The organism is Lysobacter sp. Soil_C_59 (assembly GCF_057656415.1).
Genome location: NZ_JBDGKK010000014.1, coordinates 1 through 12,820, shown reverse-complemented (window position 1 = coordinate 12,820; position 12,820 = coordinate 1). Strand labels below are relative to the sequence as shown.

Here is a 12,820-nt window from a genome sequence, read left to right as displayed (position 1 = left end):
GGTGCTCATCGATCTTCCTTCGGAAACCAGGGGAACAGCATCGGGGTGGATCGCTGGTAACGGCGGTAGTCGTCGCCGCGCGTGCGCAGCGCCTGGCGCTCGGTATGCGGAACGCCGCTGAGCCAGCGGAGGAACACGTACATCGTCAGTGGGCCGGACCAGGCCAGCCAGGCGATCGGCGATCCCACGGCGAGCAGAACGTAGGCGAGCCAGTGCAGCCACTCGAAGAAGTAGTTGGGATGCCGGCTGTAGCGCCACAGGCCGGTGCGCATCGTCCTGCCGCGGCTGTCGGGACGTGAGCGGAAGCGGGCGAGCTGCGCGTCGGCGACCGATTCGCCCGTGACGCACAGCGTCCACACAAGCACGGCGGCCCACTGGAATCCGGTGGATTCCATCGGATTGCGAGCCACCGCCGCAAAGGGCAGCGCAAAAAGCACCACCAGCAGCGCCTGCGCCTGGAAAAGCGCAAACCATAGCAGCGGTGCATCGCCCCAGCCTCCGCGCAAGGCAGCGTAGCGGCCATCCTCGTGTTCGCCGCCCACGCGCCGCCAGAGGTGCCACGCGAGGCGAAGGCCCCAGAGTCCGCCGAGCAACGCGAGCAGCAGGCGCGGCGTCGTGGCGCCATCTCCGAGCGCCGCCAGCAACACGGCTGCCGCTGCGACGCCGCCCGCCCACACAACATCGACCAGCCCCGCGTTGCGGTGGCGTTGCTGCCACCACCACGCAAGTGTCTGCGCGAGCGCCGCGAGCCCCCAGACGAGCAGCAGCGAACTGCCGGTGCTCATTGCGAGCCACCTATGGAGAGGGGGCGGGGCACGCCACCGCCACGCCCATGTCGCGCGACGAGCGTGAGCGCGCACGTCGCGATCGCCCACCCGATAGCAAGTGCGATCGTCGCCTGCGCGGAGGCGATCAACTCAACGGCCCCCAGCCGTTCGGCACCGAGATAGGCCATCGGTCCGCCCACGGCACCAAGCACGATTGCCATCCCAGGACGCAGCCATCTGAGCGAGTGGTTGATCGTCATCGCGAACGCGGCCCACAGCGCGACGATCCACGCGGGCGCGGGAAGAGCGCTGGCGCTGCCGCGGTATTCGATCCAGCCAAGTTGCGCGAGAAGCCCGTCGAGCGCCAGGCCCGTCAATGCTGCACAGACCACCAGCCACGCGTCCACCCGTCGGCACGACGAGGCGAGCCACTGCAGCGCGACGAACGCCAGGCACGCGACGACACCCAGCCACGGCGCGCCATGGGCCGCACCGAGCACGCACGCCCACCACGCGATCTGGAAACCGGCGAAGTTCGCCAACGAGTGCATCATGCCTCCGGAGTCCCTGCAGTCTGCGCGTTCGGTCGGTACCCCGGCCGCGCGAAGAGCATCTGTGCGACACCGATCGAACGCTCGCGAAAGCCGCCTTCGCAGTAGGCGAGGTAGAACTCCCACATGCGGATGAACCGTTCGTCGAAACCCAGTGCCCGCACCTGCGGCAGGCGGTCCAGGAAGCGCTCCCGCCACGCCTGCAATGTCCGCGCGTACGAGAGCCCCATGTCTTCCAGGTCCAGCAGCGAAAGATCGCTGGCCGCGGTCTTCGCCGAGATCATCGCCGCGATGGACGGAATGAACGAGCCTGGAAACACGTGACGCTTGATGAAATCGACCGATCGCACTGCCTGCTCGTAGCGGTGGTCCTCGATGGTGATGGCCTGGACCAGCGCCAGCCCCTGCGGCGTGAGCCGCTCGCCGATGCAGGCGAAGTAGCGGCGAAGGTTCTCTGGCCCGATGGCTTCCACCATCTCGATCGAGGCGAGCTTGTCGTAAGTGCCGTCGAGCTCGCGGAAGTCGCGCATGAGGACGGTGACGCGGTCCTGCAATCCGGCCTGGGCGACGCGTTCTCGCGCGAGTTCGTACTGCTCGCGCGAAAGCGTGGTGGTGGTGACATGGCACCGGTGCTCGCGGGCGACGTGCAGCGCGAACCCACCCCAGCCCGTGCCGATCTCCAGCACGCGATCGCCTTCGCGCAGTTGCAGCTTGCGGCAGATCGCCTCGAGCTTGCGCGTGGAGGCCGCCTCCAGCGTGTCGTCTTCGCGTTCAAACAACGCCGACGAGTACATCAGGTCTTCGGAGAGGAACAGCCGGAAGAAGGTATTGCCCAGGTCGTAGTGCGCCGCGATGTTGCGGCGAGCGCCAGAGGCAGTGTTCCTGCGCAGCGCATGGGCCAGCCAGAGTGCCCAGCCGGCCACGCGCGCCGGACCGCGCTCGACGTCGTCCAGCAGGTCGCGGTTGCGCACGAGCAGTCGCACCAGCCCGACCAGGTCATCGCACGTCCAGGCGCCGTCCATGTACGCCTCGGCGGCCCCGACGCTGCCCCCAAGCGCTATGGCGCGATAGAAGCGGGCGTCGTCCACGCGCAATGTCGGTACCGGGACGTGGCCGGTGGTCTCGCCCAGCGTGATCGACTCCCACGGGTCGTGCAGCGTGACGGCGCCGGACCGCAACGCGCGAAGCTGTGCGACCACCCGATCGCGCAGGAGCCGATCGATGGCACTGGCGCAAGGCAGCGGGAGGGTGCGCTGTGCGGTGTTGCTCATGGTGCGGAACCCTTCGCGGGATGGTCATGGACCGGCGTGCGCTTGAGCCACAGCTGGAGTGCCTGCCAGTGGATGCCGCCGACGACCTGCAGCGTCATCGCGGGATATCGCCACAGCACGCGCGACAGCGCCGACGCGTCGAGCGGGCGGCGCTGGAGCGAAAGCGTGGCGTCGAACTCGCGCCGCTGGTCGTCGCAAACGCTCATGTGCACGTGCAATGTGTCGCCGGGTGGCGTGAACGTCCATGCGTAGCGGCGTTGCATCGGCATGAACGGCGAGACATGGAAGGCCTTGTCGAACTGCCAGTGGAACGCGCGTCCGCGTGGTTCCGCGTCCGCGACCGGCAACACGTACGCGTGCCGTTCGCCCCATGGCGTGTTCGTGATCTCGGCCACGACGTGCTCGAGCGTGCTGTGGTCGGGCCCGTAGCAGTAGTAGAAGGTCACCGGATTGAACACGTAGCCGAAGTAGCGGGCGTGCGTGAGCAGGCGGATGGGCCCGATGGACCTGGCACCGGTGGCCGTCGCGATCCGCTGACGCACGGCCTGTGCCAAGGGCACATCGGGCGGGCCCAGGTAATCGCTGCGGCGGAACTCGCCAAGATTGCGGCTGCGCGTTGACCAGAGCGGATGCCCGTCAAGGATCGCATCCACTTCGTCCAGGTCGAGGAACAGCTGCGCCATCCGGTAGTCGAAGGCGTGTCGACGCGGCGCGAAGCGGCGGTGCCGCACCGTGCCTTCGTACAGTGCGCTGCTGCGTGGTCGCATGCGTTCGCCGCCGTCACTCATGCGCGGCCCCATGCGAGTTCTCCGGGCGCAGCCTCATCCACTGCGCGCGGCTCCGGCGCGATCCCGGGCCACGCGACCCCGAACGATCGTGCGACCTCGACGGCGCTGCGAAGCCCGTCCTCGTGGAATCCCCAGCCCCAGTACGCGCCTGCGAACCAGGTTCCGCGACGGCCTTGTATCTCGTGCCGGCGCGCCTGCGCGGCGACCGCCTCGCGCGTGAATACCGGATGGTGGTAGCGCACGCGCTTGAGGATGTGGACCGGATCGATCGCGTCGCTGCGATTGAGCGTTACCACGACTGGCGTCGAGACCGGCAGTCCTTGCAGCAGGTTCATGCAGTAACTCACCGTGCACGCCTGCGCCGCATCGGCGCCGATGTGCGCGTTCCAGGCCGCCCACGCCTTGCGGTTGCGCGGCAGCAGACGGCCGTCGGTGTGGAGGACGACGTCATTGGGCTGGTAGGTGATCGCACCGAGCACGTCGCGTTCGCGATCGTCCGCGTCGGACAGGAGGGAAAGCGCCTGGTCGCTGTGGCAGGCCAGCACGACCTGGTCGAAGGTTTCCTCCCCGTCGGCGGTCGTCAGTGCGACGCCTTGCTCCAGCCTTCGGACGGCATGCACCGGCGTGGAGAGGCGCAGGGACGCCGAGCACCGTTGCCGAAGCGCTTCCACGTAGCGCCACGAGCCCCCGCGCACGACCTTCCACTGGGATCGCCCGGCGAGCTGCAGCATCTGATGGTTGGCCATGAACTGCACCAGGTGCCGGGCAGGAAAGTGCAGGATCCGATCGGGTGGCGCGGACCACAGGGCGGAGGCCATCGGGACCAGGTGATCGTCTCGAAACGCGGCCCCGAAGCCTTGTTCCCGCAGGTAATCGCCCAGCGCCGGGCCGGGCTCGCTGCCTGCGAGCAGTCGTGGCGCGATGCGGTAGAAGCGCAGCAGGTCGGCAACCATGCGAAGAAAGCGCGGCGACAGCAGGTTCCGCCGCTGGCAGAACAGCGCCCCGAGCGAGGTCGCGTTGTACTCCAGCCCGGTACGTTCGTTGTGCACCGAGAAACTCATCGTAGTGTCCTGGGTGGTCACGCCCAGTTCGCCGAACAGCTGCGTGAGCAGGGGATAGTGGACGGGGTTGTGGACGATGAAGCCGGTGTCGACGGCGAGGGTGACACCATCCACGCTCACCTCATGCGTGTGGGTGTGCCCGCCGAGGTAGTCGTTGGCCTCGAACAGCACGACTTCGTGTTGGCGCGACAGCAGCCACGCGGCGCCAAGCCCCGCGATGCCCGAGCCGATGATCGCGATGCGCATCTGTCAGTGCCTCGCCCGCGCCAGGACCCAGGCCGGCACGGGCTTGAGGTCGCGCACGAGACCGACGGACGCCAGCAACTTCAGGCCGTACCAGGTCAGGTCGATCTCCCACCAGCGGAAGCCCTGGCGCGCCGTTCCCGGGAAGAAGTGATGGTTGTTGTGCCAGCCCTCGCCGAAGGTGAGCAGGGCGAGCAGGGCATTGTTGCGGCTGTCGTCGCGCGTCTCGAAGCGCCGGCTGCCGAAGCGATGCGCCAGCGAGTTGATCGTCACCGTGACGTGGAACAGCACGATGGTGGAAACGAAGAATCCCCAGACGACCAGTTGCATTCCGCTGGTTCCAAGCGAGGGTTCGACGTGTTGCAGGAAGGCGCCCAGGCCGTACAGCGCCAGGGCCAGCGCGACGGGAACGGCGATGTCGTACCGGTCCAGCCAGCGAAGTTCCGGGTACCGCGCGAGATCCGGCACGCGCGACAGGTCAGTGTCGAAGGCGCGGCGCGTGAGGAACCAGCCGATGTGGCTGCGCCAGAATCCGTGGACGCCGGGTGAGTGGAGGTCCAATGGCGAATCGGCGTTCGCGTGGTGGTGGCGATGATGCGCCGCCCACCACAGCGGCCCCCGCTGCACGCAAGAGGCGCCGATCAAGGCGAAGGCGAACTGCACCTGGCGCGACGCGCGGAACGTGCGATGCGAGAAATAGCGATGGTAGAACGCGGTGATCGCAAACAATCGCACCGCGTAGAGGGCCGCGGCGACCACGATCGCCGTGGCCGACACGCCGACCCACAACACGCCGAGGCACGCCAGGTGCATCGCGACGAAGGGCACGACGCGGACGAGGTCGAGTCTGTCGCCGTGGTCGATATCGCCGGGCGCGTGGGTGGCGCCGGCGTCGAACCACCGACGGACCGAGGCGAGCGCGTGCAAGCGCGAGGGTAGGGGGGCAGGAGCGGACATTGGGTCGGGAGGAAGGATCCAGGACGTGTTATGGCATGCAGTGTCCAGCCGCCACATCCGTAGATTTGCGTAGACCGGCGGTCCTTTCGGGAAATGCCGGCGCACGTCGCACGAAGTTGCGTAGTTGTACCGAAGGCAAGCGATCGCAGCGGCGCTAACGTCGAGTTCGCGCAGCGATGCGTGCTCTGCGGGCGCGCTGCGCCCACGACCATTCCTTCCCTCGATGGAGATGCTCATGAAAGCGATGACGATCGCGACTATCGCGTTCCTGGCCTGCACGTCGGCGCACGCCGCAGGGCCCGAACCCGGGCGGCTCTCACTGACCCTGCTGGGCGGTGGCGATGTTCCCGTCAACGGCGACGTGCACGACAGCGCGACGGTCGACGTTCCTGATCTTGGGCCGCTCAACCCGGCGCTGGCCGGCGTCGGTGCGCAGCTGCGCATCGGTTCACGCACCCACGACCGCGTCTACGACATGGCCTCCACGTACGGGCTGCGCATGGCGTGGGGCATGAGCGACCGCATGGAGGTATTCGGCGAACTCCGGGAGACGCACGCCTCGGCGGGGAGTGTGCAGGTCGGCGAGGCCTACGTGCCCGCGCTCGATGTCGCGCTACCGGTGTATGGTCGGTTCTCGCCCTATGAGGCGTGGAGCGCGGAAGTGGGTGTGCGCTGGTACTTCATGGAGCCCGGCTTTGCCCGTCCGTACGTGGCCGCGCGCCTCGGAGGTACGGAGACGGACGACATAGACGCGACCTTCGGGATCCCCGACGCCGACATCCTCATCCCCAACGCGCCGTTCTACGAGAAGAAATGGGCGCTCAGCGCGGGTCTGGACGTGGGCGTGAACGTGCCGCTGTCCGAACGCGCCAGTTTCGTCGCCGAGACCGGCGTGCGTTATGTCGACGACCTGGAAGGCGACGACAGCGCGATCGGGCCGCTGGGTCTGTCGCGGATCAACGACACGGGCCGGCGCATTTCCGTCCCGGTAACGCTGGCGTTGCGGTGGGACTTCTAGGGCACTGGGGGGATCACGTGAAGCCCGGGCGTGAGGCCGTACTCATCGGCCTTGCGCACCAGTTCCAGCGTGCTGTGCACGTTGAGCGCCTGCATGATCGCGTACTTGTGCGACTCGACCGTGCGCACGGACACCCCCAGTTCGGCGGCGATCTGCTTCGACCTAAGGCCTGCCGACACCAGTTTGAGCACCTGCATCTGCTTGTCGGTGAGCTCCTGCTTCTGCCCACGGCCGGGCGCGGCGATGACGCGCGCGCCCAGCGTGGGCGTGATGTACGTGCGGCCGCCGCGGACCACATGGATCGCCCTGAGCAGCTCCTCGCCAGCGGAGCTCTTCAGCACGTACGCCGATGCTCCGGCGCGCAGCGCCTGCTCGGCGAGCGCGGGGTCGGCATGCATGGTCAGGAAGAGGAATGGAACCTGCACGCCGGCCGCGCGCAGCTCGCGCATGACGCTCAGGCCGTTGCGATCGGGCATGCTCAGGTCGGTCACGACGAGGTCGGGCTCGTACTGCCTTACGGCCTCGAGCAGCGCGGTTCCGCTGGACACGCACGCCACCAGTTCGCATTCGTCCTCCAGCAGGCGCTGCAAGCCTTCGGCCACCAGGCGGTGGTCGTCGGCGAGCACGACGCGTGGTCGATCGGCGGGGATCTCAGGCATCATCGTTACCGTGGTATAGGGCGGCGGAGCAGGGTGGCTCCGTTACGAGGGTACTCCACCACCCCCAGGCAGGTCTGTCGCAGGAGGATTTCATGAACACGCGCCGCGCGATGGGCCATCCGCTTGCGGTTGCCAGCATCGTGGCGGTGTCGGTGGCGTGTTCGCAGTGGGCGTCGATGCTGCTGTGGATGCCGAACCCGCGCAGCCACATGGTGTGGTTCCCCGGCGCAGTTCTGCTGGGCGCGCTGCTGTTGCAGCCACGCCGGCACTGGTGGGCCTGCATGCTCGGCACCGCCGTCGGCGAGGCCGCCGCATTCGGCGTCCTCGGCGTTCCGCCGCTGCCGGTCACGGTCGCAATGCTGGGGTCGCTGGTGCTCACGCCGGCGGTCGCGATGGCGCTGGAGTCGCTGCGCAGCCGCCTGCAATCGCCTCTGGAGGACTTCCGCCTGCTCACCGCCTTCGTGGTACTGGGGGGACTGGCGCTTCCCATGCTTAGTGCCGCCTGGATCGCCTTCGCGATCCGTGGCACCGTGCTGGAACCGTATCTGTCGGACTGGCCCAACGTCGCGCTCGCGCAGAGCCTGGGCAACCTGATGCTGGTGCCGGCCGTCGTATGGACGGCGATGCGTCGACGCAACGCAGTGCCGCTGGAAACAGATGTCGCCAGCATTGCCGTCGGCGTCGGATTGCTGGTGACCTTGTGCCTGTTGTGGACCTGGCACCTGCCGATGCAACGCCTCCAGCCCGCCCTGGTGGTCGCACCGGTGCCGTTCCTGATCTGGGCAATGGTGAGCTTCCGCGCCGTCGGCGCCTCGCTGGCGATGCTGGCCACAGGGTTGCTCGCGATGCATTTCAGCATCGCCGGCGTGGGGCCATTCATCCGCGACGACCTGGCGACGACGACCATCGCCGTACAGCTGTGGACCGCCTCGCTCACCGTGGCTCTGCTCTACATGACGGTGGTCGTCGAGCAACGCGCCACGCGCACGCAGGCGCTGCAACACGCACACCAACGATTGCAGACGATGACCGTGCAACTGATGCGTGCGCAGGAGGACGAACGCAGCCGCATCGCGCGCGACCTGCACGACGGCATCAACCAATCCATCGCCTCGATCGCAATCCGCCTGAGCATCGCCAGGCAGCATGCGCAGGGGGCCGAACGCGAGTTGCTTGGCGAACTGCAGGCTGCCGTGACCGATGTGTCCGAGGACGTGCGCAGGCTCTCGCACGAGCTGCACCCCAGCCTTCTGCACTACACGGGCCTGACGATGGCACTGCGTTCGCTCTGCCAGGCGCAGCCCGACAGCCTCCACGTGCACGCGGAACTGGAGGAGTTGCCCGAGCTTCCGCTCAACGTCGCCACCGCGCTGTACCGCATCGCGCAGGAATCGCTGCGCAACGTCGAGAAGCACGCCAACGCCAGTCAGGTCGTCGTGCGTCTCAACCGCGTGGGCGCCGACATCCAGCTGGAGATCGGGGACGACGGCATCGGCCTCGACGATCATCGGCACGATGCACCGCGCGGACTGGGCCTGCTCAGCATGCGCGAACGGGCGCGCGAGATCGGCGGCGAGCTTCGACTGGTCAGCGGCCTGCACGGTGGAACCCGTGTCATTGCGCGTGTGGCCGGCATCGCGTCGCAGGCGGACAAGCAAGACGACGCCTGGGGATAGCGAGCGTATCGTGCCCGTGGCAATGCGGGTGGCTCTGGAATCGCGATGCGCCGCAGATCGGCGCGACGGCATGAGCGGCCAGCAAGGCGAGGTTTCGCATGTCCGTGCTCCATTCCAGGACGTGAAGATGGAACCGCATTGTTGGCATCGCGCGCCTGCGTCGCAGCACTGAAGGCGGATCAGTAGAACTACGCAGGCCGGGATGCCGATGCGTCGCTGCCACCGCCGAAGAAGGAACTGACGCTGTCGCGGTGCCTGCGGATCTTCTGCGATACTCGCCGCCTGCCCTCATGCCGTGCCCGACCATGCCAGCGAGCGCCAACCTTGAGTTCCTTGACGCACCGGGAAAGGTCGCTGCGATGATGCGCAGCCATGACTGGAGCGGCTCGCCTTTGGGCCCGCCGGCACAGTGGCCGCAATCGCTGCGAAGTGTCGTGAGCCTTTTGCTGTGGTCAAAGTTCCCGATGTTCGTCGCCTGGGGACCGCAGCTGGGCTTCGTGTACAACGACCCTTACGCGGAGATCCTCGGCGCGAAGCATCCGTCCTCACTGGGGCGGCCGTTCGAGGAGATCTGGTCCGAGATCTGGAGCGAGGTGGGGCCATTGGCGCACCGTGCGCTCCAGGGCGAGGCCAGCTACGTCGAGAACATGCCGTTGCTGATGAGTCGCAAGGGCTACGACGAGCAGACCTGGTTCACGTTCTCCTATTCGCCCGTCACCGGCGACGAAGGCCGGATCGCGGGCATGTACTGCGTATGCACCGAGACCACGCCCGGTGTGCTGCTGGAGGCCGCGCGCGAAGCGCAGACGCAGCGGCTCGCATCCCTGGCCGAGCAGCGCCAGCTTGCGCTCGACGCCGCCCAGCTGGGATGGTGGCAGTACGACACCGCGACCGGCACGGTCACGCACGACGAGCGTTATGGGCAGATCTACGGACTGGGCGGATCGTCGCCGCGCCACGTCGATGAGATCCGTCGCCTTGTGTACGAGGAAGATGCCCCCCGACTACGGGCCGCAGCCGAGGCCGTGATCAAGCCGTCCAAACCGGAACCTTATGCGATCGAGTACCGCATCCATCGTCCCGACGGTGCCACCCGTTGGCTGGAGGCGCGCGGCATTCCGAATTTCGAGGGCAGCGGCGCATCCCGCGTGTTGACTAGTTACGCTGGCACCGTCGCCGACATCACCGAGCGACGCATGGCGGAGGAAGTTCTGCGCGAGGACGAGGCGCGCTTCCGGCTGATGGCGAACGCCTCGCCGGCCGCGCTCTGGCTGACTGATCCCGACGGTTACTGCACCTTCCTGTCCAGCCAGTGGTATGAGCTGACCGGTCAGACGGAAGCCCAGGCGCTTGGCCTGGGGTGGACCACTGCGACGCATCCGGACGATCAGGAGCAGGTGCGCAACGCGTTCCTTGATGCGAACGAAAAGCGCCAGCGGTTCCAGACCGAGTACCGCCTCCGAACCGCAGATGGGTCCTATCGATGGGCGGTTGACCTGGGCCGTCCGTGGTACTCCGAAACCGGTGAGTACGCGGGCATGGTGGGCGTGGTGTTCGATATCGACGCGCGCCGCCGCGCGGAAGAGGCAGTCGAAGAAGCCAGCCGTCGCAAGGACCAGTTCCTCGCGACTCTCGCGCATGAGCTGCGCAATCCGCTGACGCCGATTTCCAATGCACTGCAGGTTTGGCCGCACATCGAAGGCAAACCCGAGGAATCCAGCCGGCTGCGCGGGGTGATGGAACGGCAGGTTCGGCAGATGGCGCGGCTCATCGACGACCTGCTTGATGTATCGCGTATCACACGCGGTCGCATCGACTTGCGGCGATCGCGCCTTGACCTGTCGCTTGCGGTCCAGGAGGCCGTCGAGGCACTCAAACCCTTCATCGATTCCAATGCACACCGACTCGTCGTCGAACTGCCCGAGGAGTCGGTGTACATCCAGGCTGACATCGGCCGCCTTGTACAAGTCTTCGGAAACCTGCTGCACAACGCGGCCAAGTACACCGCGCCGGGTGGAGAGATCCGCATTGTCGCAAGGCAGGAACGCGATGCGGCAATCGTGATGATCCGCGACAACGGATTGGGCATTCCGGTGGGCATGCTCACGGAAGTGTTCGAGATGTTCGCGCAGGTGGATCAGTCACTGGGGCGTGCGCATGGTGGGATGGGTATCGGCCTGACGCTGGCAAAGAGTCTCGTCGAACTGCACGGCGGCAGCATAGAGGCGCGCAGTGAGGGCCTGGGCCACGGCAGCGAGTTCGAGGTGCGCCTGCCCGCGATTCCCAGCGAGACATCGCATGCTGCAGTGGCGCAGCCGCTTGCAGGAGCACTTCTGCTCCCGTCGCATCGCATCCTGGTCGTCGACGATCTGACATCGTCCGCCGACACCCTCGCGCTGATGCTCGAATCGCTTGGACAGCGCCCGCATGTCGCCTACGACGGCGCAGCAGCGTTGGAAGCGTACGATGCCTTCGAGCCAGAGATCGCTTTCATCGACATCGCGATGCCCGGCATGGATGGTTACGAAGTCGCGCGTCGTCTACGCACCGGCGCAAGTCGCAGGCCGTTGCTGATCGCGTTGACCGGATACGGCCAGGAAGAGGATCGCAACCGCGCCCTGGAGGCTGGATTCGACCATCACCTGGTCAAACCGGCAACGATTCAGGCACTGCGCGAGATCCTGCGCTTCCAGGCCGCATCAAGTCGGCCAAAGCACCTCTAACCCGCCGACGCTTCGTCGCTGTTCTGGCGCTGCTGGAGAATCTTGGCCACCTGTGCGTCGGCGGCAGCCCGATGCTGCAGGGACTTGCACATCTCAATCCCGGCCGAAGTCAATGCCAGTCCTTCTTCGTCCTCAACCACCAACCCACTCTCGATCATTCGGTCTCGAACGACGGAGTCATCATCGGTCAGAGCGGAGTGCTGGGAGATCCTTGTTAACACCTCCAATAATGCGAGGTCTTCGAGCGAAATAGGATCCATGGTCGTCCGCAGATGTGGGCATGCGACGTGTTGCCGCAACCGGGACTATACCAAGGGAAATTCTGGCAAGGATGTGGGGTCCGCATTCAGGCTCAGAACGGCTGTGCGTGGGAGCCTGCCGTACTCGTCCTGACCCAGCGCAGCGAGGCGGGACGCCCTTCATTGCATCCGCCGAAGGCTGCAGTCTAGGCGGACGATCTGGTGCCAAAGCGCGGCTGGCACGTGCAGGCCAGTTACTCCCAGAACTCGTTCTTGGCGCCGCGGCCAATGTTAACGTCCGCTTTCGACCCAAAGCGGACGCTGGGAAACCTCGTTCTGACCATCAGCATGGAGAGCCGATATGCCCGCAAGTAGAACTGTCGTCGCTATTGCATTCTTAGCCGCCACTGGTTCTGCCCAGGCAACAGGGATGAAGGCGCCGACGCACTCTCAACTCACGTACTCGTTTACGTGTCCATCTGGGGCAAGCGGCCACGTTAGCTACATGAAGGACTTCGGGTCCAAGCAGACGTCTGAGTTGAAGCTTTGGGTCAATGGAAACTATCTGCAGGACGATCCGCGGATCGCTGACGGGATCAAGGGTAGGAACATTGAGCAGCTTGACGTTGGCTGTGAGGGTGATCGCACGATCATTCTTCTGCGAACGTTTGACTTGTCCGACCCGAATCAACCCATGGATTCTCGGGTGCGCTGGTTCACGATCTACGTTGACCGTGCCGGTAAGGTCGTGTCGGCCGATTAGCAGCCAGTGCTAAGGTCCGCTTCTCGGCGATAGCAATGGGATGGACTCCTCCTCACCTTGGCACCCGGTGGGTGCCAGACTGAATTTGCGAGACAGTCGCGGCG

12 protein-coding genes are annotated in these 12,820 nt (G+C 66.3%); 4 read left to right on the top strand and 8 right to left on the bottom strand.

The genetic code is table 11. From position 1 onward, the window contains the following. Positions 1 to 5: 5 nt before the first annotated feature. Genes AC3A3Q_RS17985 through AC3A3Q_RS17960 form a run of 6 tightly spaced genes read right to left on the bottom strand, consistent with a single transcriptional unit; the run spans position 6 to position 5,638 of the window. Entirely contained in the window at positions 6 to 785 is a 780-nt protein-coding gene (locus AC3A3Q_RS17985; protein ID WP_487587530.1) for a DUF1295 domain-containing protein, read from the bottom strand. Beyond that, positions 782 to 1,321, bottom strand: coding sequence for a DUF2878 domain-containing protein (locus AC3A3Q_RS17980; protein ID WP_487587529.1), 540 nt, complete (start codon positions 1,319 to 1,321; stop codon positions 782 to 784). Before AC3A3Q_RS17980 ends, AC3A3Q_RS17985 begins: the two co-directional genes overlap by 4 nt. Continuing rightward, positions 1,318 to 2,589, bottom strand: coding sequence for a class I SAM-dependent methyltransferase (locus AC3A3Q_RS17975; RefSeq protein WP_487587528.1), 1,272 nt, complete (start codon positions 2,587 to 2,589; stop codon positions 1,318 to 1,320). The genes AC3A3Q_RS17980 and AC3A3Q_RS17975 overlap by 4 nt, the downstream gene beginning before the upstream one ends. Further along, positions 2,586 to 3,377, bottom strand: a complete 792-nt coding sequence (locus AC3A3Q_RS17970) for a DUF1365 domain-containing protein (protein ID WP_487587527.1) — start codon at positions 3,375 to 3,377, stop codon at positions 2,586 to 2,588. Before AC3A3Q_RS17970 ends, AC3A3Q_RS17975 begins: the two co-directional genes overlap by 4 nt. Beyond that, positions 3,374 to 4,684: an NAD(P)/FAD-dependent oxidoreductase gene (locus AC3A3Q_RS17965; RefSeq protein WP_487587526.1), complete on the bottom strand. Its 1,311-nt coding sequence runs from the start codon at positions 4,682 to 4,684 to the stop codon at positions 3,374 to 3,376. Before AC3A3Q_RS17965 ends, AC3A3Q_RS17970 begins: the two co-directional genes overlap by 4 nt. 3 nt (positions 4,685 to 4,687) lie before the next feature. Further along, positions 4,688 to 5,638 carry an acyl-CoA desaturase gene (locus AC3A3Q_RS17960; RefSeq protein WP_487587525.1) on the bottom strand — a complete coding sequence of 317 codons (951 nt, stop codon included), beginning with the start codon at positions 5,636 to 5,638 and terminating at the stop codon, positions 4,688 to 4,690. A 235-nt stretch (positions 5,639 to 5,873) separates the two neighbouring features. Here AC3A3Q_RS17960 and AC3A3Q_RS17955 point away from each other — a divergent pair, with 235 nt between their 5' ends. Beyond that, positions 5,874 to 6,656 (top strand): hypothetical protein, encoded by a 783-nt coding sequence (locus tag AC3A3Q_RS17955; protein ID WP_487587524.1) that lies wholly within the window; start codon positions 5,874 to 5,876, stop codon positions 6,654 to 6,656. Here AC3A3Q_RS17955 and AC3A3Q_RS17950 read toward each other — a convergent pair. Next, complete coding sequence (locus AC3A3Q_RS17950) at positions 6,653 to 7,315, bottom strand: response regulator (RefSeq protein WP_487587523.1); 663 nt, start codon at positions 7,313 to 7,315, stop codon at positions 6,653 to 6,655. The two genes, AC3A3Q_RS17955 and AC3A3Q_RS17950, sit on opposite strands and share 4 nt — an antisense overlap. 92 nt (positions 7,316 to 7,407) lie before the next feature. Here AC3A3Q_RS17950 and AC3A3Q_RS17945 point away from each other — a divergent pair, with 92 nt between their 5' ends. Both AC3A3Q_RS17945 and AC3A3Q_RS17940 read left to right on the top strand, forming a co-directional pair. Then, positions 7,408 to 8,991 (top strand): sensor histidine kinase, encoded by a 1,584-nt coding sequence (locus AC3A3Q_RS17945; RefSeq protein WP_487587522.1) that lies wholly within the window; start codon positions 7,408 to 7,410, stop codon positions 8,989 to 8,991. Between the two features lie 305 nt (positions 8,992 to 9,296). Beyond that, entirely contained in the window at positions 9,297 to 11,714 is a 2,418-nt protein-coding gene (locus tag AC3A3Q_RS17940; protein WP_487587521.1) for a hybrid sensor histidine kinase/response regulator, read from the top strand. Here the strand turns inward: AC3A3Q_RS17940 and AC3A3Q_RS17935 are convergent. Next, a complete protein-coding gene (locus AC3A3Q_RS17935; RefSeq protein ID WP_487587520.1) occupies positions 11,711 to 11,974 on the bottom strand; it encodes a hypothetical protein in 264 nt (87 codons plus the stop codon). The genes AC3A3Q_RS17940 and AC3A3Q_RS17935 overlap by 4 nt on opposite strands. 484 nt (positions 11,975 to 12,458) lie before the next feature. Between AC3A3Q_RS17935 and AC3A3Q_RS17930 the strand changes: the two genes are divergently transcribed. Then, entirely contained in the window at positions 12,459 to 12,716 is a 258-nt protein-coding gene (locus tag AC3A3Q_RS17930; RefSeq protein ID WP_487587519.1) for a hypothetical protein, read from the top strand. The last annotated feature ends 104 nt before the right edge of the window (positions 12,717 to 12,820 follow it).